Origin of the sequence: Staphylococcus sp. HMSC14C01 (assembly GCF_001808085.1) — a bacterium.
In the GTDB taxonomy this organism is placed as follows: Bacteria; Bacillota; Bacilli; order Staphylococcales; family Staphylococcaceae; genus Staphylococcus; species Staphylococcus hominis.
The window spans coordinates 1-23,006 of sequence record NZ_KV792029.1 but is presented as its reverse complement, the minus strand read 5'-3'; the positions used below and the strand labels follow the sequence as shown (position 1 = coordinate 23,006).

At 30.5% G+C, this 23,006-nt stretch carries 21 protein-coding genes and 1 pseudogene; 14 read left to right on the top strand and 8 right to left on the bottom strand.

Annotation, left to right across the window (positions count from 1 at the left end; genetic code table 11):
• Positions 1 to 219 precede the first annotated feature (219 nt).
• A complete protein-coding gene (locus HMPREF3131_RS04995) occupies positions 220 to 1,608 on the top strand; it encodes an amino acid permease (protein WP_019835274.1) in 1,389 nt (462 codons plus the stop codon).
• A 215-nt stretch (positions 1,609 to 1,823) separates the two neighbouring features.
• On the opposite strand, the gene HMPREF3131_RS04990 is transcribed toward HMPREF3131_RS04995, so the two are convergent.
• The 3 genes from HMPREF3131_RS04990 to HMPREF3131_RS04980 all read right to left on the bottom strand — a co-directional run bounded on the left by HMPREF3131_RS04990 (position 1,824) and on the right by HMPREF3131_RS04980 (position 4,174).
• Entirely contained in the window at positions 1,824 to 2,696 is an 873-nt protein-coding gene (locus HMPREF3131_RS04990) for a MurR/RpiR family transcriptional regulator (RefSeq protein ID WP_017174895.1), read from the bottom strand.
• A gap of 323 nt (positions 2,697 to 3,019) precedes the next feature.
• A complete protein-coding gene (locus tag HMPREF3131_RS04985) occupies positions 3,020 to 3,373 on the bottom strand; it encodes a hypothetical protein (RefSeq protein WP_017174894.1) in 354 nt (117 codons plus the stop codon).
• 105 nt (positions 3,374 to 3,478) lie between these two features.
• A complete protein-coding gene (locus HMPREF3131_RS04980; RefSeq protein WP_070436506.1) occupies positions 3,479 to 4,174 on the bottom strand; it encodes a helix-turn-helix transcriptional regulator in 696 nt (231 codons plus the stop codon).
• Between the two features lie 368 nt (positions 4,175 to 4,542).
• Here HMPREF3131_RS04980 and HMPREF3131_RS04975 point away from each other — a divergent pair, with 368 nt between their 5' ends.
• The 7 genes from HMPREF3131_RS04975 (at position 4,543) to HMPREF3131_RS04945 (ending at position 12,407) form a co-directional block, all read left to right on the top strand.
• Positions 4,543 to 5,322: an inositol monophosphatase family protein gene (locus HMPREF3131_RS04975; RefSeq protein WP_048762118.1), complete on the top strand. Its 780-nt coding sequence runs from the start codon at positions 4,543 to 4,545 to the stop codon at positions 5,320 to 5,322.
• A gap of 115 nt (positions 5,323 to 5,437) precedes the next feature.
• Positions 5,438 to 6,385: an LCP family protein gene (locus HMPREF3131_RS04970; RefSeq protein WP_048762117.1), complete on the top strand. Its 948-nt coding sequence runs from the start codon at positions 5,438 to 5,440 to the stop codon at positions 6,383 to 6,385.
• Between the two features lie 254 nt (positions 6,386 to 6,639).
• Entirely contained in the window at positions 6,640 to 9,591 is a 2,952-nt protein-coding gene (fdhF, locus tag HMPREF3131_RS04965) for a formate dehydrogenase subunit alpha (RefSeq protein WP_070436505.1), read from the top strand.
• A gap of 1 nt (position 9,592) precedes the next feature.
• On the top strand, positions 9,593 to 10,060 hold the full coding sequence (locus HMPREF3131_RS04960; protein WP_070436504.1) for a helical membrane plugin domain-containing protein: 468 nt from the start codon (positions 9,593 to 9,595) through the stop codon (positions 10,058 to 10,060).
• A gap of 165 nt (positions 10,061 to 10,225) precedes the next feature.
• Entirely contained in the window at positions 10,226 to 10,447 is a 222-nt protein-coding gene (locus tag HMPREF3131_RS04955; protein ID WP_017174888.1) for a hypothetical protein, read from the top strand.
• A gap of 23 nt (positions 10,448 to 10,470) precedes the next feature.
• Positions 10,471 to 11,262 carry an N-acetylglucosaminidase gene (locus tag HMPREF3131_RS04950; protein ID WP_048762113.1) on the top strand — a complete coding sequence of 264 codons (792 nt, stop codon included), beginning with the start codon at positions 10,471 to 10,473 and terminating at the stop codon, positions 11,260 to 11,262.
• Positions 11,263 to 11,282: 20 nt separating this feature from the next.
• Positions 11,283 to 12,407, top strand: coding sequence for an FAD-dependent monooxygenase (locus HMPREF3131_RS04945; protein ID WP_017174886.1), 1,125 nt, complete (start codon positions 11,283 to 11,285; stop codon positions 12,405 to 12,407).
• Between the two features lie 56 nt (positions 12,408 to 12,463).
• On the opposite strand, the gene HMPREF3131_RS04940 is transcribed toward HMPREF3131_RS04945, so the two are convergent.
• The 4 genes and pseudogenes from HMPREF3131_RS04940 to HMPREF3131_RS10990 all read right to left on the bottom strand — a co-directional run.
• Entirely contained in the window at positions 12,464 to 13,423 is a 960-nt protein-coding gene (locus HMPREF3131_RS04940; RefSeq protein ID WP_017174885.1) for a 2-hydroxyacid dehydrogenase family protein, read from the bottom strand.
• 79 nt (positions 13,424 to 13,502) lie between these two features.
• Complete coding sequence (locus HMPREF3131_RS04935) at positions 13,503 to 13,817, bottom strand: DMT family transporter (RefSeq protein WP_017174884.1); 315 nt, start codon at positions 13,815 to 13,817, stop codon at positions 13,503 to 13,505.
• Between the two features lies 1 nt (position 13,818).
• On the bottom strand, positions 13,819 to 14,148 hold the full coding sequence (locus tag HMPREF3131_RS04930; RefSeq protein ID WP_048681895.1) for a DMT family transporter: 330 nt from the start codon (positions 14,146 to 14,148) through the stop codon (positions 13,819 to 13,821).
• Between the two features lie 204 nt (positions 14,149 to 14,352).
• Positions 14,353 to 14,508, bottom strand: a pseudogene (locus HMPREF3131_RS10990) (CHAP domain-containing protein); the annotation flags it as partial.
• Positions 14,509 to 15,049: 541 nt separating this feature from the next.
• Here HMPREF3131_RS10990 and HMPREF3131_RS04925 point away from each other — a divergent pair.
• The gene (locus HMPREF3131_RS04925) at positions 15,050 to 16,120 is read left to right on the top strand and encodes an NAD/NADP-dependent octopine/nopaline dehydrogenase family protein (RefSeq protein WP_002448510.1); all 1,071 of its coding nucleotides are present in this window, start codon (positions 15,050 to 15,052) and stop codon (positions 16,118 to 16,120) included.
• A 56-nt stretch (positions 16,121 to 16,176) separates the two neighbouring features.
• Positions 16,177 to 17,562, top strand: coding sequence for a Na+/H+ antiporter NhaC (nhaC, locus tag HMPREF3131_RS04920; protein ID WP_048680488.1), 1,386 nt, complete (start codon positions 16,177 to 16,179; stop codon positions 17,560 to 17,562).
• Positions 17,563 to 17,864: 302 nt separating this feature from the next.
• On the opposite strand, the gene HMPREF3131_RS04915 is transcribed toward nhaC, so the two are convergent.
• A complete protein-coding gene (locus HMPREF3131_RS04915) occupies positions 17,865 to 18,647 on the bottom strand; it encodes a CHAP domain-containing protein (RefSeq protein WP_049420000.1) in 783 nt (260 codons plus the stop codon).
• 747 nt (positions 18,648 to 19,394) lie between these two features.
• Here HMPREF3131_RS04915 and HMPREF3131_RS04910 point away from each other — a divergent pair.
• The 4 genes from HMPREF3131_RS04910 to HMPREF3131_RS04895 all read left to right on the top strand — a co-directional run bounded on the left by HMPREF3131_RS04910 (position 19,395) and on the right by HMPREF3131_RS04895 (position 22,943).
• Positions 19,395 to 20,120, top strand: a complete 726-nt coding sequence (locus HMPREF3131_RS04910) for a helix-turn-helix domain-containing protein (RefSeq protein WP_228451891.1) — start codon at positions 19,395 to 19,397, stop codon at positions 20,118 to 20,120.
• 177 nt (positions 20,121 to 20,297) lie between these two features.
• Entirely contained in the window at positions 20,298 to 21,026 is a 729-nt protein-coding gene (locus tag HMPREF3131_RS04905) for a transcriptional regulator, SarA/Rot family (RefSeq protein WP_017174878.1), read from the top strand.
• 281 nt (positions 21,027 to 21,307) lie between these two features.
• On the top strand, positions 21,308 to 21,652 hold the full coding sequence (locus HMPREF3131_RS04900; protein ID WP_017174877.1) for a transcriptional regulator, SarA/Rot family: 345 nt from the start codon (positions 21,308 to 21,310) through the stop codon (positions 21,650 to 21,652).
• A gap of 145 nt (positions 21,653 to 21,797) precedes the next feature.
• Entirely contained in the window at positions 21,798 to 22,943 is a 1,146-nt protein-coding gene (locus HMPREF3131_RS04895) for an acyl-CoA dehydrogenase family protein (RefSeq protein WP_017174876.1), read from the top strand.
• Positions 22,944 to 23,006: the final 63 nt, after the last annotated feature.

The following is a 23,006-nucleotide window of genomic DNA, read 5'->3' as shown; positions in this document are numbered from 1 at the left end:
CACAAATATTAGATTATTCATTTTTGCAAAAAGTAAAAAAATTTAAGTAAATTGACGAAACCGCTTTCGACAGAATTTAAAAAATATATTTTATTTTCTGAAAATTATAGTATAATAACTTCAATAAGGTAAAGGATATGTCGACTAAGAAAACGTAATAAATATTTTCTAAAGGTTAAAAGTATCGCACCTTAGTCCAAATAGAGATGGGGTATTTTTATGGATAATAATGAATTACATAGGGGACTGAGTGCACGTCAAATTAGAATGATTGCGCTGGGTGGGACAATCGGTGTAGGTTTATTTATGGGGGCAACAAGTACAATTAAATGGACTGGACCATCAGTTATTTTTGCGTATTTAATCGCAGGGATATTCTTATTTTTAATAATGAGAGCAATGGGAGAAATGATTTATTTAAATCCAACAACAGGTTCATTTGCAACATTTGCTAGTGAATACATACATCCAGCTGCTGGCTATATGACAGCGTGGAGTAATATATTCCAATGGATTGTCGTTGGGATGAGTGAAGTCATTGCCGTAGGTGAGTATATGAATTATTGGTTCCCTCATTTACCACAATGGATACCAGGCGTGATTGCAGTAGTATTATTATTAATAGCAAACTTAGCTTCAGTTAAAGCGTTTGGAGAATTTGAGTTTTGGTTTGCAATGATAAAAGTGGTAACAATTGTATTAATGATTATTGCTGGATTAGGATTGATTTTCTTTGGAATTGGTAATGGAGGACACCCTATCGGTATTTCTAACTTATGGAAACATGGTGGATTTATGCCAAATGGATTAGTTGGTTTCTTCTTTGCACTTTCAATCGTTATTGGTTCTTATCAAGGGGTTGAGCTAATTGGTATTACTGCAGGTGAAACAAAGAATCCTCAAAAGAATATTAAAAGTGCTGTAAATGGTGTTATATGGCGTATATTAATTTTTTATATAGGTGCTATTTTTGTTATTGTTTCAATATACCCTTGGAATCAATTAGAAAGTATTGGTAGTCCTTTTGTAGCTACATTCTCTAAAATTGGTATTACATTTGCCGCAGGTTTAATCAACTTTGTTGTATTAACTGCTGCATTATCAGGATGTAACTCTGGTATTTTTAGTGCAAGTCGTATGATATATACACTTGCTCAAAAAGGGCAAATGCCTAAAATCTTTACACGTGTAATGAAAAATGGTGTGCCATTTTATCCTGTATTAACTATTGCAATTGGTATTTTAATTGGAGCATTATTAAATGTTATTTTACCTTTATTTATAAAAGGCGCTGATAGTATTTTCGTGTATGTTTATAGTGCATCTATTTTACCAGGTATGATTCCATGGTTTATGATTTTAATCAGTCATATTCGTTTCAGAAAATTACATCCAGAACAGGTTGAAAATCATCCATTTAAAATGCCAGGAGGCACAATTTCTAGTGTTATGACAATTATCTTTTTACTCATTGTTTTAATTGGTATGTTATTTAATAAAGACACAGTTATTTCAGTGGTTATAGGTATTATTGTCTTAGCAGGGGTTACAGTGTATTACTTTATTCGCGGTCATCACAAAAATGATGCTATAAAAAGAGTAAAATAACGATAAAAATATATAATAAAAAATCTGAGACGTGCATAAACGTCTCAGATTTTTTAACGTTTGGATAGTAAATCCCTAAATTAAACATAGACTAATATCAAGTTTTTTTAATTGTAGACCGAGACCCCAACATAAAGTCATTCAAAAAGAACGTCGACGCCCAACATAAGTTGGGAATGAAGTGGAACAATGAGTTTTATCCCACTCCTTTTTTATTAATGTTTAAATTCAATTTTTGATAAATACTTGTGGTAATTATCTAATGAAATCTTTGACTGTGTCATATAGTCTAAAGAAGCGTGATAATTACGTGCTATAAAGCGGTAAAATATAATATCAATCGTATATAATTGTGCAAATAATGCAGTTGTCGCACTCATACACAGTTCGTTTTTATAATCTTCATTATACGTTAAAACTAAATCAGAATCTTTTGCAATTGAATTATTGTTAGAACTTGTAATTGTAATCATTGAAAGGTTAAAATCTTTAACGACTTTTACCATTGCTTGTAGTTCGCTCTGTTCACCACTATGGGTAATAAAAACGACACAATCATTTTTATTATGTGTAGACAACATTGTAGTTAGTAAATGTGTATCTTGAACTAATTGAATATTGAGACCAATACGGGATAATTTCTGATAAAATTCAAGCGCACACACGTATGAACTCCCATAACCATATAGAAAAATGGTATGTGCCTGTTTAAATGTTTCGCAAATAGCGTCAATAGTTTGGTGATCTATAAAATGATTACTTTGTTTTAACGACGCTTTAGTTTGAAAATATAATTTTTGTTTTAAGCTTTCTACTGATTCATTTTCTACTAACTTGATATTATACGGTGTGACTTGTTTAGGAAACCATTGCTTAATTTCATCGCGTATAGCTTTAAAATTTTGATTAATTAATTTTTGACTATAACGATTCATAGTAGACACACTAATATTAAGCTCATCTGCAATCGCTTCATTAGACATTGAAACTAATTTATGTGGAGAATTTAATATGAAACGTGAAAGTTTCTGTTCACTTTTAGAAGACGAAGCGTAGACTTCATCTATCCTACTTAAAATATTTGTCATCCAATCACCTAATTTATTAAAAGTTTTTCTTTCATCATAAATAGATAGATGAAAATGAAAACATCTCTATCTAGGCATGTGAATACATCATATATTACATCTAAATTCCCACAAATATCGATAAATAACTGTAAAGTGATTAAGTTAAGTAAAGGTTTACGTAACAGGATTACCGAAATAATGTGATATTCTCCCACCAATATGACATTATTTCGTGAATTAAAAAACAGTATGCAGTTTTTACTTAATATTAATCAAGCATTATTATACATACTATAAATTACAATGACAATTTACCTACTAAACTTATCGAAAAAATAAGGTTATTGATAATTATTAATTTGATTATAAACTTTATAAATATGATTTTGACGTTCTTGCAAATCGACGATTAAATTTCCATTTTTAAAATTTTGAAGAGGGATTTGTTTTAAATGAGTCATCAATTCATTGTATTGTTCGAAGCAATACGTTTGTGAATCAGAACAATGAGATGAAATACTATTTATTTGATTATGTTTAAAATGCGCACGACAATGATTAATAAAATTATTGTAATCTTTAATTCCCAAAGATAAATGTGCTATGTCCATAAAATAATAATATTTAGCTTTTTCTAGTAAAATTAATAATTGAATTAAAATGTGTTGATCGTATATTAAGGTTTTATAATGCATGGTATACTCATCCTTTAAAAGAGGGTGTTAAGGATATTTGGTATGTAAGCATTTAGTATTTGAGAATGAAAGTGAGAATACACGAAAATTTCTTCAATACTCACTTTATTCATTGTTTTTAGGTTGTAGAAATTCCTTATAGTTATGAATAGTAATATCGTATGTTTGAATTTTTTTTTCAAATGAATAAGAAATATCAACAATATTCAATATTGATAATTCACGAGTTCTACCGAATCCAATTTCATAAACAATAGCAAACCATTGACCGTTACGGCACAGTAAGCCGATGAATATCACATTTTCTGCAGTAATTTCATTATTTTCTGAAAAGTCAACAAGCATAACATGTCTTTCGTTACTATAAATTAAAATATCTGAAAACAAATGTGGTAATGTTAGAGAATGTGTATCTTCTAATTTAATATTATTGGAGATATGTTTCAGTATTTTTAGCATTTGTGTATTAGGTGTTTTTAAACATTGGTTTATAATTGAATGAATGTCTTGAGTGTAAGGTAATGTAGAGTGAGATTGACTTTCTTGCAAAGTTAAAAATAGTGCAATAAGTTCGGATTCATTTAATTTAAGATGAAAATAATGATCAGTATTTTGAATTTCATATCCACCGCGTCTTCCTTTATGAGCGTATATATGAACTCCTTTAGATTCTAAATCATCAATATCTCTAGTAATTGTACGGGTAGAGACATTAAATTGTTTTGCTAAATCAGACGCATTGATTTTATGTCCTTGTTGAATTAATGAAATAATTTGATTTTGTCTTTCCATTTTATTCAATATACTCACCACCTATGAACATTACATATTACATTAATTATAACATAAGACTGAGATTCAAGACATTTTTAGTAATAAGTTGATTGGAAGTGTAATAATAAACTATTTTTATTTAGAAAACGCTTACAATCATTAGATAATTATGCTAATATAGTATTTGTAACAGGGTAGAACGATTTCAAACAAAGGGGTAGGGGCTGTATAACAGATAGCTCAAGGTGAATCGTTCGGGTTACATCGAAACATCTTCAATATTTATTACTTACTTTCCTTTCTATTTTGTCGGCTAGCAAATGACTAGCCGATTTTTTATTTAAAAAAAATAATATGTTATATGATAAGATGAATAAAAACGTTGAGGTGACATCATGCAAAAACAACAACTTCAATTTATAGATAAGCATATTACGGATTGGTTCCAACATTTAGATGGTATTATTCCTAATTTAATTAAAAACATGGTTACAGAAACAAAAGAAAATCGATTCGATTTAGTTACAAATGTAGATAAACAAATACAAAATGATTTCGAGGCCTATCTGGAAAAGTATTTTCCTACACATCAGTTATTAGCTGAAGAAAAAAATAATGAGGGTATTGAACCTTATCAGGGACACCTTTGGATTATGGACCCTATTGATGGAACAGCCAATTTAGTGAAACAACAAGAAGATTATTGTATTATTTTAGCTTACTTTGAAAATGGACAACCTAAATTATCTTATATTTATGACTACGCTCATAAAATAATATATAAAGCAATTGAAGGTAAGGGGGCCTTCATGAATAATGTCAAACTTGAGTCTCCAGAAGTATTATCGCTTAAAGATACTATTGTTTCATTTGGTTCAGAATACGTGAATGAAAAATTAAGTAAAGCTTTGTATCAATCGTCTTTTAGTGTGAGATATATAGGAGCTTGCGGATTAGATTCAGTGCGAGTGATAAAAGGACAATTTGGAGCACATTTTAATACTAATCCTAAACCTTGGGATATCGCAGCACAGTTTTTATTCGCCAGAGAATTAGGATTAGTGATGACACAGATGGATGGACAACATCTTGATTTCGCTAAAGGTGGCCCCTTTATTATTAGTAATAAAGGGTGCTACGAGGAGATATTAGCTATTATTAATGATAAACACTAATCCTTCTCTTCTTAGTTATTTAATATATTTCCTACTAAAGTTGTATAGTAAATTAAATCATTTAATATATAATAATGGAGATATATTTTAATATAAGTAGAATAGGAGGAGGAAGATGCAACGTCCTGATAGAAAAAAACGTTCCTCTAGTAAAATAATGAAATGGATTATTAGTATACTTGTTGTGTTAGCTGTCGTTACTGTAGCCGTTATCGCGACAACGATATTGATAACAGGTAATAAAATTCATAACCCGCTTCATCGTCAACAATCTGAATTGCGTTCTCATAATGTTAATTTAAAAAATGGAGATCCATTTACAATTGCCTTATTTGGTGTTGACTCTAATGCACAACGTAAAAGCACAAATGATGGTGAACGTAGTGATACAATAATGATTTTATCAGTGAATCCAAAGAAAAAAACGACTGAGCTTGTAAGTATTCCACGTGATACTCAAGCAGAAATCGTAGGAAGAGGTACAACTGAAAAAATTAATCATGCTTACGCTTATGGGGGGCCTACCATGGCTGTTAAATCATTAGAAAAACTAATGAATGTGCCAATAGACCACTACGCTACTATTGATATGGATGGATTACACGACATGATTGATTCGGTAGGCGGTGTTAACATAGTAAGTAATGATACATTTACAGTTCAAGGTACAACATTTACTAAAGGGCAATCTACTCATGTTGATGGAGATACAGCCATGGCATTTATTAGAAGTCGTAAAGAAACAGGTGCAGGTGGTGATTTTGGACGTCAAGAACGTCAACAACTAGTTTTACAAGCTATGGCAAATAAAATGGTTAGTTCTTCAGTGATTACACATTTGCCATCATTAATTACTCAAATTCAAAAGAACGTCACAACTGATTTAACATTAGGAGACTTAAATGAAATTAGAAGTCATTATAAAGAGGCTAATGATACAGTTAATCGTCATCAGCTAGAAGGGACAGGTAGTATTCAAAATGATGGATTATGGTATTTTATTCCTAATGAAAGTTCAAAAGTGCAAATGACAGAGGTATTAAATAATAATTTGAAAAAATAAAAAAAATATATAGCAATTAAAAAATCTGAGACTAATTTATAGGTCTCAGATTTTTTATTTAAAGATATAAAAATTTAAAAGTATATTCTTTATTTAAAAGAATAAAGAAAGGTCAATAGATATGATTGAAAGCCTTAACATTATATGATTTTAGTTATACAATAATATTAATTCTGTATTGAATATGGGGAAATAATACAGAATCTTAATGAAATTGGTTGTTTATGGAATATAAATATAAGGTGGGGAAAGCAATGCAAGAACATTTAGTTTTAACCCTAGATGATGTGGATTACCTTGTAGAACCTGGAACAAATTTACTTGAATTTATTAAATCTCGTGATACTTTCGTTCCTTCAATTTGCTATAACGAATCCATGGGTCCAATTCAAACCTGTGATACTTGCATGGTTGAAATTGATGGTAAAGTTGAACGAGCGTGTAGTACAGTAGTTGACCGTCCGATGTCAGTCAATACTCAAAATAAACGATTGAAAGCTAGCCAAAAAGAAGCATTAGATAGAATTTTAGAAAAACATATGCTGTATTGTACAGTATGTGATTATAATAACGGTGATTGTGAGATTCACAATGCAATGGATGCATGGGGATTACAAGAACAATCATATGAATATAAAACAAAGCCTTATGAGAAAGATTATGGTCCTTTCTATCGTTATGACCCAGACCAATGTATCCTATGTGGTAGATGTGTAGAAGCATGTCAAGATGTGGAAGTTAACGAAACACTTTCTATAGATTGGGATCGTGAGCACCCACGTGTGATTTGGGATAATGATGTTCCAATAAATGAATCGTCTTGTGTATCATGTGGTCAATGTGCGACAGTGTGTCCATGTAATGCAATGATGGAAGTCAATATGGAGGGCAATGCGGGATATTTAACTGATACAGAACCGGGTTCATTAGCATCTATGATTGATTTAACTAAAAAAGCTGAACCAGGTGATGGATTGTTATTTGCTGTGTCGGATTCTGAAGCAGAGATGCGTAAAGAAAGAATTAACAAAACTAAAACAGTATGTACATATTGTGGTGTAGGATGTTCATTTGATGTATGGACAAAAGATAGAGAAATCTTAAAAGTTCAACCATCACACGACTCTCCAGCAAATAAAATCTCTACTTGTGTAAAAGGCAAATTCTCGTGGGGACACATTAATTCGGATCAACGTTTAACTAAACCTTTAGTACGTAAAAATGGTGAATTTCATGAGGTTGAATGGGAAGAAGCCCTCGATGTTATAGAAAAGAACTTTAAGCGCATTAAAAATGAATATGGTGGCGATCACCTAGCATTTATCGCCTCTTCAAAAGGTACAAACGAAGAGTCATACTTAATGCAAAAACTTTCTCGCCAAGTATTTGGTTCAAATAATATTGATAATTGTTCGAGATATTGTCAAGCACCTGCTACAAAAGGATTATTTAGAACGGTAGGACATGGCGGGGACTCAGGTTCTATTGATGACTTGGAAAAAGCAACTATGACGGTACTTATTGGTACAAATACAGCAGAAGCACATCCAGTTATTGCTTCAAGAATTAAACGTGCACAGAAATTGTTTGGACAAAGAATGCATGTCTTTGATATTCGTAAACATGAAATGGCTGAACGTGCAGATGAATTTTATCAACCTAAACCTGGTACAGACTTAGTATGGTTGAGCGCTGTGACAAAATATATTATCGATCATCATTTACATGATATTGAATTTATTAAAGAGTGGGTTGACAATTTTGATGAGTATTATGAATCATTAACTCCATTTTCATTAGAATATACTGAAGAGGTTACAGGAATTTCAAAAACGCGATTAATTAGTTTTGCGGAAGAATGCGCAAAAGCAGAATCTGTAGCTATTTGTTGGGCAATGGGTGTCACACAACAAGATATTGGTAGTGATACAAGTACAGCAATTTCAAATCTTCTTCTTGTAACAGGTAACTATAGAAGACCTGGCACAGGGGCTTATCCATTACGTGGCCACAATAATGTTCAAGGTGCAAGTGATATGGGAAGTATGCCGGACCAATTTCCAGGTTATCAAATGATACACAATGATGAAATTAGATCGAAATTTGAGAAAGAGTATGGTGTTACATTGAATCCAACGCCTGGTCGAGATAATCATCAAATGATGGATGGTATTCATGAAGGACAAATTCATTCACTATATTTGTATGGTGAAGATACTGGAATTGTAGATTCAAATATTAACTATGTACAATCTGCATTAGAAAAAGTTGAATTTTTGGTAGTTCAAGATGAATTTTTAACATTTACAGCAACGTATGCAGATGTTGTGTTACCAGCTAGTCCTTCATTAGAAAAAGATGGCACATATACAAATACAGAGCGTAGAATCCAACGTATTAATCAAGCACTATCACCTTTAGGTGACTCAAAACCTGACTGGGTAATTTTCCAATTGATTGCTAAAAGAATGGGCTTTGATTGGAATTATAGTCATCCTTCAGAAATCATGGACGAAATTGCACGCTTAACACCGTCTTATTCAGGTGTTAGCTATGAAAGATTAGAAGGTTTTAACAGTTTACAATGGCCTGTAGCACCAGATGGTACAGATCAACCTACATTATATCTTGATGGCTTTAATTTCGATAATAAACGTGCAAAATTATTTGAATTAACATTTGATAATTTCTTTAAAGAAGATGAAGTATATGATTTACATGTAAATAATGGTCGCGTACTAGAACATTTCCATGAAGGAAATATGACATATCAAACAGAAATGATTAAATATAAAATGCCTCACGCATTTGTAGAAATTTCACCTGAATTAGCCAAAGATCGCGATATCCATGAGGGTGCAGAAGTAAAACTTATTTCTGATACAGGAGAAGCTACTTTAGTTGCTACAATTACTGATAGAGTTAAAGGAAAAGAAATATATATTCCTTTAAATAATGATGCTATGAGTAATGGCGATATAGGTGCTATAAATAAATTAACTAATAGTGACGTGGATTATGCTACACACACACCATCTTATAAACGTACACATTGTCGTTTAGAGGTTATAACTAGAAAAGGTAAATCTCCCTTAAATCCAACGAATTTCCGTGTAGATAAACATCGTCATCCGCAATATAGTGTCCAAGTTCAGAAAAAATGGAAACGTAAGGATTATATTTTCCCAGGAAATGTGGTGGATTAATATGGCTGAAAGAATAACTAAAATTAATCGTCTTGAAAAATCAAAAGAACAACTTAAGTTGGAAAGTTTGAATGAAGTTACAGATGCAATTGTTGAAAATAAGGATAGTATTTTAAAAGCTATTCGTATTATTAAAAATTTAGATGATGCAAAACTCTTAGATGCTATTAACGGTGGTATTAAAGGTCGTCAAGTTATTATAAATAAATTCGCTACGGAATTAAATAAAGATATGTATACTGGACTCATTACAAATTTAGCTCCAATGGTATTTATGCTTGGGAATATAGAAGTTAAAGAACTAAGTCAATTTTTAAATAAACTTAATAGTGGCTTACACGTAGCTAATCAAGCAAGTCCAAATGCCAAAACGACAATACGAAGCTTAATGAGTGTATTAAAAGATGATGATATGAATCGTAGCTTAACGTACATGATAAATTTACTTAAAGGTATGTCTAAAGAATAAATTGAATATATACGACTCCTTAATATAAGAACGAAATGACTTATGTTGAGGAGTTTTTTTAGAAATGAATTTGTAAAATATAGTATACATCTATTATGATAAAGTAGAGTGTATAAATTAAAGTGTAAGGAGAGAGGACTTATTCATCCAAATATTATTAAAATAATGACTATTATTTCTAATATTTTTGTTGTATTAGGAATTATATTTTTAATTATGATGAAATTAATGTTAGCGATAGCAATGTTTGCCGTTTCATTGGCAATTAGTCTTGTTATTTTTAATGTTTTATTTCGAGATCGTACGGGCATGAAAATTATTATTAATATTTCGTTTGCCATCGTCATTATTGCTATTATAGTTGCATACAGTATGTTATCTAAATAAGACAATTAGAGGAATTTCAATTTATGAAATATAGAAATAGTAATCAGTTACGTTTATCTATTATACTTTTTATTATTGTTCTCATCATATTGATTGTATTACTTTGTATCAATCATAAGGATATACTACGTAATGATCGAAGATACAGTTTTCAAGAGGCCCTTCAAAAGCAAACCCAATCGAACCAATTAAATACCATTGATAAAAATAATCAGTTTGTTCTAGCGAATAATAATGAAGTGAAAAGAGCAATGAGTATTTCTAAAAAAGACAATGATTTAAAATATATGGATCTATCTAAAACGGTTCCAATGAATGAAGATGAGGTAAAACATATACTTAAAAATAAAGGTATTTTAACAGATCAGGCTCAAACATTTTTAAAAGCCCAAGATAAGTATCAAGTGAATATTATATATTTAATGAATCATGCAATCATAGAAACAGCAAATGGTCAATCCGAACTGGCTAATGGTATTAAAGAGAATAATCATAAATACTATAATTTTTTTGGAATTGGTGCATTTGATCAAGATGCCATTGCTACTGGTCATAGTTATGCTAAAGAACATAATTGGACAACACCAAGTAAAGCAATTATGGGCGGTGCAGCTTTTATTCGTCATCAATATTTTGAAAACGAACAAATTACGCTTTATCAAATGAGATGGAATCCTAAAAATCCAGGGTCTCATCAATATGCGAGTGATATTGAGTGGGCAGATAAAATTGCAGATAATATGAAAAAAGATTATGAACGTTTGGGTATAAAAAAAGATAAGATACGTAGGAATTACTATATATCTAATAAATAGAGATATTGAGGTGTAATAGAATGAAAGTTGCAGTGATAGGTGCTGGTATCGGAGGTTTAACGGTTGCAGCACTTTTACAAGAACAAGGGCATGATGTCAAAGTCTTTGAGAGAAAGACTGATATTAAAGAAGTAGGTGCAGGTATTGGTATCGGTGATAACGTTTTAAAAAAACTCGGTAATCATGATTTAGCTAAAGGTATCAAAAATGCCGGACAAAATTTAAAATCATTAAATATCTATAGCGATAAAGGTGATTTGCTTACATCTGCTAAGTTGAAAGAGGGAACATTAAATGTGACATTATCTCGTCAGTCATTAATAGAGTTAATATCTTCATATGTAAAACCTAATACTGTATTTACTGATTATGAAGTGACTAAAGTGGATGTTCAATCTGAACTGCCAATGCTTCATTTCTCAAAACATGCAAGTCAGACGTTTGATTTATGTATTGGAGCGGATGGTATTCATTCAATCGTTAGAAAAGCATTATTCCCAGACTCTAAAGTGATTTATCAAGGTTATACATGCTTTAGAGGAATGATAGATGAAGCGGACATAATGAATCAATATACAGCAGATGAATATTGGGGAAGACGTGGACGCGTGGGCATTGTGCCTCTAATTAATAATCAAGCCTATTGGTTTATTACAATTAATGCAAATGAAAAAGATCCTAAATATGTATCATTTGAAAAACCACATTTGCAGGCTTATTTTAATCATTATCCTAATCAAGTGAGGGCATTGTTAGATAAACAAAGTGAAACAGGTATTATTAAAAACGATTTATATGATTTAAAACCTTTAACTTCATTTGTACATCGTCGTACAGTCTTATTAGGAGATGCTGCCCATGCAATGACGCCAAACATGGGTCAGGGCGCAGGACAAGCAATGGAAGATGCTATCGTTTTAGCTAATTGTATCGCTTCTTATGACTTAGAAAAAGCATTACAGCGATATAATAAATTACGTGTAAAACATACTAAAAAAGTAATAAAACGTTCTCGAAAAGTCGGAAATATCGCTCAAAAAGATAATAAACTAGTTGTTGCATTGCGCAATGCTATCATGAAACGTATGCCAAAACGATTTTTTAGTGGTCAAACTAAATTTTTATATAAAACAAAAGACAAATAAGGAGTTATCATAGAATTCACTATGGATTCTATGATAACTCCTTATTTTATTTAACCTTATTTTTTATTAACAACAAATTGCGGTTCTTCACCATTCAATTTTTTAATTGTATCATTAGCTACAATTTTAGACATCATTTCACGAGCTTCGAACGTAGCATTACCAATGTGTGGCGTAATGACTACGTTATCTAAAGATTTCAAGCCTTCAGTAATATCTGGCTCAAATTCATACACATCGAGAGCTGCACCTTCAATATCTTTATGCTTCAATGCATCAACAAGTGCTTGTTCATTAACGATTGGTCCACGCCCTGCATTGACTAAATAAGCAGTAGATTTCATTTTTTTAAATTGTTCTGAATCAATCATGTGGTGTATATCTGGATTGTAAGCAGCATTGATTGTAATAAAATCAGAGTGTTCTAATAATGTATCTAAATCAACGTATTTAGCACCAATTTCACGTTCTTTTTCCTTTTTTTGGTGAGGACCTGTATAAAGGATATCCATATCAAATCCTTTTGCACGTTTAGCTACTGCACTACCAATTTCTCCAAATCCGATAATACCAAGTGTTTTGCCTGAGACTTCACGGCCTCTAAAGAATAATGGCGCCCAACCATCAAATCCTTTTGTACGAGAAAGTTTGTCACCTTCAACAATACGACGAGCAATTGCTAATACTAAGCCGAATGTTAATTCAGCAGTTGCAGCTGTAGATGCTTTTGGTGTATTTGTAACATCAATGTTTTTTTCACGTGCATAATCTACATCTACATTATTAAATCCAGCGCCATAATTGGCAATAATTTTAAGATTTTCACCACTGTCAATTACTTCTTTATCTACATTAGTGGATAAAATACTAATTAAAGCAGAAGCATCTTTGACACCTTTTTTTAATGTTTCTTTATCGATGATACCTTCACCTTCATACATGTCTACTTCAAAATGTTCTTTGAGTAGATTTAAACCAGCTTCTGGAATTTTACCAGCTATATATACTTTTTCCATCCATCTCACTCCTTTGTATTCTTTCAAATTAAGTATAATGGAAGAAAGATAGGGACACAAAGAATTTATATGAATAAAGTTACTGTATTATTTTTAAAGCAATTACGGATATTAAGATTAAACCAATACAAAATATACGAATAAATTTTTTTGATTCATTATAGAAAATCATACCTACAATGGTACCTCCAGCAGTCCCGATCCCTGTCCATATTGCATAGGCAGTTCCCATCGAAATCGTCTGCATAGATAGTTTTAAAGTACTAAAACTAAATATAAAAGTAAGCGCACCTAGTAGAATATATATTTTTTTATGTGTACGATTCAGTTCATTTAAGAAAACAACACCTAAAATCTCAAAGCATCCTGCAACTAAAAGGTATAACCACGCCATTTTATAGACCTCCTTCAGATTGGTCATCAGTAGAAAGCTTTAATCCGATAATACCTATAATTAATAAAATAATAAATAATAATTTCATAAGTGAAATGACGTGATTAATAAATAACATATCAACGATAACTGTTCCTGCAGCGCCTATACCAACAAAGACAGCATAAACAGTACCTACTGGAAGTTGTTTTGTCGCAGAAAGCATTAAATAAAAACTTAAAGCAATAAATAATAAAGTGATGAGCCAAGTAAACGTATTATGAGCGTAATTTAAACACGTAACCCAAACAACTTCTATCAATCCAGATAAAATGACCTTTAACCATTGCATTATATCCATTACTCCTTATAATATTTTTGATAAGTAAAAATATTTTCTCAAACAATTATGAGTTATGCAATTTTAGAAAATAAAAAAGTGAGAAAGAATTCATTATGAATTCATTTTCTCACTTTTAAATTAATGAAAATATAATCTTAAAGGTTATCTTAAACGGTAATATATTTATATTCAAGTTATATCAATCTTAGATATTTACGATAAATGAATATAATTATAAGCACTTACTTCGCTTGCTGAAATTGTACGTGTATCAGTCACGTATGCGCCACCTGTGTAATTCATTTCTGAAATTGTAATTGATCCATCACTATTTACACTTTCTACATAAGCCACATGTCCTAAACTTCCTGCTGTCAGTGTTGATAATGTAATTCATTTTTTCATAAATAAAGTCCTCCCAAATACTATTCAACAATAGGATAATTTTAGCGATATGTTGAATATGTTTTAACATTAACTTGTCGCTATTAACGATAAGTCATACTTTATCAGATAAAAACATGTAGTAGGGCATTGTTACTTTACCGTAAATAAAATTCAAAATTCTTGCACAACTATGTAATAAAAATCTGTTTAATATTTCTTGCAAACTGCACGTTTGCTATACATTTTCTAATTTTTTGAAAATATTAATAGAATTTATATTACAGCACCTTGTAATAAACTTATTTTATATAAAGATATATACATAAAGGATAAGCGGTTACATTTATGGAGATTTATGTGATATCATACTACTAATAGTGTTTGTAAAAATTTAAATTAGGCTATAGAATAAAATAATACTATTTTGAAGATGCAGTATTTATATCTGCATCTTTATTTATTGATAATAATTTTTTTAGATGACTATTAAAAATTCTAAATAGAGAAATGAGGAATGATAACTATGAAAATTGCAATAGTAGGATCAGGAAATGGTGCGGTTACAGCTGCAGTAGATATGGTCAATCAAGGACATGAAGTCAAATTATATTGTCGAAATTCATCAATTCACAAATTTGATAGAGCGTTAGAAAAAGGTGGATTTGATTTTAATAATGAAGGTCATGAAACGTTTGTACCTTTTACAAATATTAGTGATGATATTGAATATGTATTAAAAGATGCAGAAGTGATACAAGTAGTGATTCCTTCATCTTACATTGAATATTATGCAAAAGTGATGTCTCATTATATAACGGCGGAACAAATTATTTTCTTTAATATCGCAGCAGCTATGGGATCAATTCGATTTATGAATGTATTAGAAGAACGTCATATTAATATTCAACCTAAATATGCAGAAGCTAATACCCTTACTTACGGAACACGTGTAGATTTTGAAGAGGCTCGAGTGGATTTATCTCTTAATGTAAGAAAAGTCTTTTTCTCAACGTACAATAAGAGAGAGTTAAATGAATGTTTTGATAAAGTGAGCCAATTGTATCCACAATTAGTAAAAGAAGAAAGTTTGTGGAAAACGAATCTAGAAAATGGAAATCCTGAAGTTCATCCAGCTCCTACACTATTAAATGTAGGTCGTATAGATTATGCAGATACATTTGCATTATATAAAGAAGGTATCACAAAACACACAGTGCGACTTTTACATGCTGTAGAATTAGAACGTCTAACTTTAGGGCGTAAATTAGGTTTTGAATTATTAACTGCTAAAGAAGCGCGTATTCAACGAGGTTATCTAGAACGTAAAGACGAGGATGAACCGCTAAATCGTTTATTTAATACAAGTCCTGTATTTTCACAAATTCCAGGACCGAACTCTGTAGAAAATCGTTATCTTACTGAAGATATCGCATATGGACTTGTATTATGGTCAAGTTTAGGACGTGAAATTGGTGTAGATACACCGAATATTGATGCGATAATTACGATTGCCTCGACTATTCTCGAACGTGATTTCTTTAATGAAGGGCTAACAGTAGAAGAACTTGGTTTAGATAAATTAGGATTAAAATAAGTATAATGTTTGGTATAGAAAAGAGGTCTTAAGAAAAAAGAAAAAGGAGCAGATATATGAAAAGAAAACCCACATTTCTAGAAGCAATATCTACAATTATTGTCATGGTAATAGTTGTTACAATTGGATTTATTAAATTCAATATCCCTATTCAAGTATTGTTACTTATCGCCTCAACCTACGCTGCTTTTATTGCTATGCGTGTTGGTTTAAAATGGAAGGATTTGGAAGAAGGAATTACACATCGATTGACAACAGCTATGCCTGCTATTTTCATTATTTTGGCTGTAGGTATTATTGTAGGTAGCTGGATGTACGCAGGTACTGTACCTGCATTAATCTACTATGGACTTAAGTTTTTGAATCCTAGTTATTTTCTAATTTCAGCATTTATCATTTCGGCTATATGTAGTTTAGCAACCGGAACAGCTTGGGGGTCTGCGTCTACAGCTGGGATTGCCTTAATATCTATTGGAAGTCAACTTGGTATAAATCAAGGAATGGCAGCAGGTGCAATTATTGCAGGTGCAGTATTTGGAGATAAAATGTCACCTTTATCAGATACAACTAATCTTGCTGCACTCGTAACAAAAGTAAACATTTTTTCTCATATTAGAGCAATGATGTGGACAACCATTCCAGCATCAATCATTGGACTTATCGTATGGTTTTTTGCAGGATTAAATTCCCAAGGTAATGTAAATACTAAGCAAATAAAAGTACTTTTAAATGAACTATCTAGTATTTATAATATTAATTTTTTTGTATGGATTCCTTTAATTGTGATTATCATTTGTTTAATATTTAAAATTTCAACTGTTCCATCTATGCTTGTTTCAGCGTTGAGTGCTATTTTGATAGGTAAGTTTAATAATGGATTTAAATTTGTAGATGGTTTTAAAGCAACGTTTGATGGTTTTACATCATCTATGACTGGGCATTCTCATGTTACCGAAAATGCAAAAACATTGATTGAACAAGGTGGAATGATGAGTATGACACAAATCATTGTGACCATTTTTTGTGGTTATGCATTTGCAGGTATTGTAGAGAAATCTGGTTGTTTAGATGTAATGTTACAAACTGTTGCAAAAGGTGTTAAATCTGTTGGTACCCTCGTTCTTATTACTGTGCTATCGTCCCTAATGTTGGTGTTTGCTGCTGGTGTGGCGTCAATTGTTATTATTATGGTTGGGGTACTTATGAAAGACATGTTTGAAGATATGAATTTAGATAGAAGTAATTTATCTCGTACATTAGAAGATTCCAGTACTATGGTTCTACCATTAATTCCTTGGGGAACATCTGGTATTTACTATGCGCAACAATTAGGAGTTTCAGTTGATCAATTCTTTATTTGGGCAGTACCATGTTATTTATGTTCTATATTAGCAATTATTTATGGATTTACTGGCATTGGAATACGTAAAAAAATAAATTAAATGATTAATTCGATGTTTAATTCCCTTACAATATGGAAATAACAAATTAGGATTAAAGTATTAATGAGAAACATAGTAGCGATGTTATTTAAAAAAATACATTCATTTTAGATATCCTAAAAAATGAATTAAAAGTGGATTTAATTTTTGTGGCGAGAATTCAATCCATAATAACGAATTTGATTAATATGATAACTTAAAGCGTTCTAAACACTAAAGTTTCGAACGCTTTTTGTATGTATGCATAAAAAAAGATTTAGAATTCATATTGAATTCTAAATCTTTTTTCTTTATCAATTTAATTAATGAATGAAATTATATGAAGCAGCTTCACTTGAAGAAAGTGTACGAGATGTTACTACACCTACACCATGTCCATAATTCATTTCAGATACTGTGATTGAACCATTACTATTTACACTTTCAACATATGCTACGTGACCGTAAGCACCAGCAGTAGATTGCATAATTGCACCTGCAGATGGACGGTTATTTACTGTGTAACCAGCAGATGCTGCAGCATTTGCCCAGTTATTTGCGTTACCCCAAGTTGAACCGATTTTACCACCTACACGGTCATATACATAATATGTACATTGGCCAGAAGTATAGTAGTTTCTACCTGAGCTAACAGAGTTAGAAATTGAAACACCTGTTGATGACGGTGCAGTTACAGTAGTTACTTTTACATTACTATTAGAAGTAGAAGCAGAAGCTGAACCTAAACCACCAGTTTGTTGATTATTTGTTGTGTAAGATTGTGTTGGATTACTAGCAACTTGATTTGAGTTATTAGTATGATAGTTGTTATAACTATATGTTGAATTTGTATTAGAATAATTATTATATGTATTGTAGTTATAATTATAATTATAGTTAGAATGATTTAAACGATCTGGGCTCCAGTTACCTTTCCAAGTGTAATGGTAGTTACCTTGTTGATCGATAGTGTAAGAGTAGCTATATGAAGTAGGATCATTTGGATTATATCCTTGTTCAGCTGCATGAGCTTCATGTCCTTGTCCGGCGATAGCAATTGCGGCAACTCCTGCAGTAGCGATTGTAGCTGTAGCGATTTTTTTCATTATAAATTTCCTCCTGAGAATTAAATTAATATTATTTTATATTTAATAGTCATTTGTTAACTTAGTCTTTAAATCATTTTACTTAACGACAAGAATTACTTTATCAAAAAAATTACAATTTGTGGGGAATGTTAATGATTTGTAATTTTTCGATAATATAAAAGCTTGTTAATTTAATTATTAGTAATATTTTTTAATATAAAAAAAGCTATTATGACAGTGTTTACAGAAGAATATGAAAAAAATACTCATTTTCTTGTAATCTTTTTGTAAAATAATAGAAAAATAATTTATAACAAAATAATTTAGCCTATTGAATGATTCCTTGATTAAACAAATACTAAAAAATCATTTTATATGTCCTCTTTATATATAAATAAAGTAAGTTTATATTGAAAAATAATAAAATCATACTATAAGATAATAAAGTGATAAAATAAGTCAAAATATTGCTACTGCTAATACCGAAATAAAACATAAAATTGTATATGAAGATAGATCTCCGATACGCATACACAAGTATCGAAGCGATAATTCAATAGAATTAAGTGGTGAATAAAGGGGAGAAATGTCATCGCTTATATCTAGTCTTTATATTACAAACGAGAGGAAAGACGTATGATAGATAATTTTTCGGTAAAGCTTTTAAAAAATACGAGAATAATAAAACAAAAAGAATCCAATATCAAACTTATATATTGGTTAAAGGGTTCTGGAAAAATAAATTTAGACTTAGATACATATAATATGAAAAAAAGAGATCTCGTATTTATTATGTTAAATGATTTATATTCGATAGAAGGCGAAACGAACTCTGTTATTGCAATAATTGAAATTTCATTCACAGATTATTTAAGATTTGCAGACGATTATATCAGACAAAAAGGATATAAATTTTCTTCTATTGAACGAAAACAATTAGAATCATTTATTATTAATCTTCTTGAATTTGAAAGTCGAAAACCTCGACTTCCACACATAAGGGATAAATTAGTTAAACATTTATGTGTAGAATTAGGTTACATTCAAAGAAAACATCGTCAAAACTATAAACTAGACAATCCACTTGTAGATGAAGTTCATGAATATATTATTGAACATCATCATGAAAAGATTAATAAACAAGCATTAGCGAATTCACTTGATATGTCTAACAAAGAGTTAAGTCAAGTGATTAAATTTCATACACCTTATCATAATATTGCTCAATATATTAATGATATTCGTTTGAAATTATGTTTACTTGATATTTTAGATAGCAGTGAATTTATTCAAGATATTGCTTATAAACATGGATTTAATCATTTTCCGAGATTTATTGCATTATTTAGTAAGAAATATGGGATGACTCCAGGTCAAGCACGAAAAAAACAATTTGCTCCAATATATAAGACTACCGAAACGGTTGAAATATCTTTAGATTATGAAGCACAGTTACTTATAGCTGAGGCCAAAAGTAACTATCATACCTAAAATAGGATTAAGTCCAATAATAAGTAAAAAGATAAAGTATTTAGACCTTTACTCATACTTAATATGAAGTAAGTATATGTATGATATAGAGATAAACTTAAAACACTTTAAAATTGTATCGCAATACTAAAGTCTGTCTTCTAGAATTGTTGTATAAATTGCGAGGTGGCAACCATCATGACAAAAAATGATATGGATGTACTATTATTTTATCTTTTATTTTATAAAGCAGTCGATGAACTTTTAAAATATTCTAAAAACCTAAATATTGAACACTTAAATGTACTATATGCTATTATTGATTATCATAAAACGAGCCATCAAGGTATGGATATTGAAACACTAATGAAAAAAACGTATTTATCTAAACGAACTTTACTTTATCTTGTGAGCCATTTGTATCACGAAAATTGGATTTTTAAATCTTATGATGCAAATGATCAACGAAGATTAAGAATCTTGCCTGTAGAAATGTATGAAAGAAAAATGAATCATTTATTATTAGAAATTGGAGAATTACTTGAAAATAACTATCTTAAAACATCAATCAAGAATATGAATTATTGCAAGTTAACATATCTAATTACTATTTATAAAGTTTTAAGTAAGATTGAAAAAAATATTAAGCACTATCAGTTAAGTTTAAATGATTTGCTTGTTTTAGGCATTATTTGGTTGAATCAAAATGATATCTCGTTGAAATCGATAAACTATTTTTCGCGTTGTCAGTCTATAAATATAAATTTAGTAATTAAACGATTACAACAAAGTGGTTATATTTTGAAAAAAAGAGATGATCTAGATGAACGTAGAGTATGTATAAAGTTAAATATGTCAAAAAAGAAAGAAATTCATGATATCTTGAGTCATTGTAGTAAAATGATAAAAAAGGAATTAACATTATAATTTGTTTCAAAAAATAAAAATAACTAGTGATGTAAGAAAGGCTTATTCTCATACATTACTAGTTATTTTAGGTGTATAACGCATGAAATAATTATGTATAATTTAATTTGGCAAATGAGATTTTAATATATAATATCATTTTAATTTCATAAAAATATTGAAATATTATACTTAAATGTTATAAAATAATTTTTATAGCATAAGAAATGTTTAGTGTTGTAGTAGTTAGTATACATGAACCTTGTAGCAACTAGATGTACATCAGAGGAGTGGTTTAGAATATGGGACAAATTAAAGACATCAATGATTTAGTTAACGCAACATTTCAAGTGAAAAAGTTTTTTAAAGACACTAAGAAAAAATATAATCTGAATTATGAAGAAATTTATATTTTAAATTATATTGTTAAAAGTAAAAAAGATGAAATTACTTCAAAAGAAATTGCAACGTATTCAGAATTCAAACCTTATTACTTAACTAAAGCATTACAAAAATTAAAAGATTTACAATTATTATCAAAAAAACGTAGTATACAAGATGAAAGAACAGTTATTGTTTATGTAACAAAAGAGCAACGCGGGAGAATTAATGCTTTAATTGCTGAATTAGAGAAATATATACAATAGAATGATGATGGGGTAAATGAGTGAGACAGAATGTCTGTCCACTCTTTTTTAATTCTATTATACTATGTGAATGAGATGCTTTATATTATTAAAACCGAGTGTTAAACTATGATTAAATATATCAAATATCGAATAGGTGATAGTCATGTTAGATTCATTTTTAATAAGTAGTGATATTCAAAGAAAATGGATTGAAAAATTTAAAACAATTGAAGATACATTTAAACAAAGAGCAGCAAAAGAAGATATTGACTCTAAATTCCCATTTGACAATATAAAATGGCTTGTAGAGGAAGGTTATAGTGTGTTAACTTTACCTAAATCATATGGTGGAGAAGGTGCAACCATAGAAGATATGGTCGTTTTACAATCGTATCTTGGAGCTATAGATGGCGCTACAGCACTATCTATAGGTTGGCATCTAAGCGTTGTAGGGCAATTATATCAACAGCATATGTGGAGTCAAACTATGCTTGATCAATTTGCAAAAGAAGTAAAAAATGGCGCACTTGTAAATAGAGCAGTAAGTGAAGCGGATACTGGTAGTCCTACTCGTGGTGGAAGACCTGCTACGCATGCAATAAAAACTAAAGACGGATATAAATTAAATGGTGTGAAAACATTTACATCTATGAGTAAAGCATTGACACATTATATTGTTGCTGCATTTGTAGAAGATATTCAAGAAGTAGGCTTCTTTTTAATTCCTAGAGAGAGTAAAGGTTTAGAAATTGCAGATAATTGGAATATGTTAGGGATGCGTGCAACGGAAAGTCATGATTTAGTATTAAATGATGTTATAGTTCCATTTGAAAACTTTGTAGAAACGAAACATAAACCGCAACCCAATGGATGGATTTTACATATACCAAGTGTATATTTAGGTATTGCCCAAGCAGCGAGAGATTATGCTATTGAGTTTGCCAAAACGCATTCCCCTAATAGTATTGATGGAACAATTGCTACGCTACCTACTGTACAACAAAATGTTGGAAAAATGGAATCACTCTTATTATCTGCTCGTCATTTTTTATGGAGCACAGCTAGAGGTTACAATCAATATAATGAAACACTTAATATTTGGAATGAAACATCTGCAAGTAAAATTTTAGTCATGAATCAAGGATTAGAAGTAGTGGATCTTGCTATGCGAATAGTAGGGGCGAAAAGTTTAGAAATGGATCGTCCATTACAACGCTATTATCGTAATATGCGTGCGGGCCTACATAATCCTCCTATGGAAGATGCAGCATATATGAATATTGCAAAATCTATACTTGATTTAATGTAGAATGAATTTTTTATGTATAATATGTTTAAAGAAAGAGTTCGGGACATAAAGTATCTGGATAAG

Coding starts and splice junctions, on each gene's coding strand:
- HMPREF3131_RS04960 (WP_070436504.1), top strand. CDS start 9,593: ATGGCTGAAAGAATAACTAAAATTAATCGTCTTGAAAAATCAAAAGAA.
- nhaC (WP_048680488.1), top strand. CDS start 16,177: ATGAAAAGAAAACCCACATTTCTAGAAGCAATATCTACAATTATTGTC.
- HMPREF3131_RS04895 (WP_017174876.1), top strand. CDS start 21,798: ATGTTAGATTCATTTTTAATAAGTAGTGATATTCAAAGAAAATGGATT.
- fdhF (WP_070436505.1), top strand. CDS start 6,640: ATGCAAGAACATTTAGTTTTAACCCTAGATGATGTGGATTACCTTGTA.
- HMPREF3131_RS04955 (WP_017174888.1), top strand. CDS start 10,226: ATGACTATTATTTCTAATATTTTTGTTGTATTAGGAATTATATTTTTA.
- HMPREF3131_RS04990 (WP_017174895.1), bottom strand. CDS start 2,696: ATGACAAATATTTTAAGTAGGATAGATGAAGTCTACGCTTCGTCTTCT.
- HMPREF3131_RS04995 (WP_019835274.1), top strand. CDS start 220: ATGGATAATAATGAATTACATAGGGGACTGAGTGCACGTCAAATTAGA.
- HMPREF3131_RS04935 (WP_017174884.1), bottom strand. CDS start 13,817: ATGGCGTGGTTATACCTTTTAGTTGCAGGATGCTTTGAGATTTTAGGT.
- HMPREF3131_RS04975 (WP_048762118.1), top strand. CDS start 4,543: ATGCAAAAACAACAACTTCAATTTATAGATAAGCATATTACGGATTGG.
- HMPREF3131_RS04910 (WP_228451891.1), top strand. CDS start 19,395: ATGAAAAAAAGAGATCTCGTATTTATTATGTTAAATGATTTATATTCG.
- HMPREF3131_RS04950 (WP_048762113.1), top strand. CDS start 10,471: ATGAAATATAGAAATAGTAATCAGTTACGTTTATCTATTATACTTTTT.
- HMPREF3131_RS04945 (WP_017174886.1), top strand. CDS start 11,283: ATGAAAGTTGCAGTGATAGGTGCTGGTATCGGAGGTTTAACGGTTGCA.
- HMPREF3131_RS04915 (WP_049420000.1), bottom strand. CDS start 18,647: ATGAAAAAAATCGCTACAGCTACAATCGCTACTGCAGGAGTTGCCGCA.
- HMPREF3131_RS04900 (WP_017174877.1), top strand. CDS start 21,308: ATGGGACAAATTAAAGACATCAATGATTTAGTTAACGCAACATTTCAA.
- HMPREF3131_RS04970 (WP_048762117.1), top strand. CDS start 5,438: ATGCAACGTCCTGATAGAAAAAAACGTTCCTCTAGTAAAATAATGAAA.
- HMPREF3131_RS04930 (WP_048681895.1), bottom strand. CDS start 14,148: ATGCAATGGTTAAAGGTCATTTTATCTGGATTGATAGAAGTTGTTTGG.
- HMPREF3131_RS04940 (WP_017174885.1), bottom strand. CDS start 13,423: ATGGAAAAAGTATATATAGCTGGTAAAATTCCAGAAGCTGGTTTAAAT.
- HMPREF3131_RS04905 (WP_017174878.1), top strand. CDS start 20,298: ATGACAAAAAATGATATGGATGTACTATTATTTTATCTTTTATTTTAT.
- HMPREF3131_RS04985 (WP_017174894.1), bottom strand. CDS start 3,373: ATGCATTATAAAACCTTAATATACGATCAACACATTTTAATTCAATTA.
- HMPREF3131_RS04925 (WP_002448510.1), top strand. CDS start 15,050: ATGAAAATTGCAATAGTAGGATCAGGAAATGGTGCGGTTACAGCTGCA.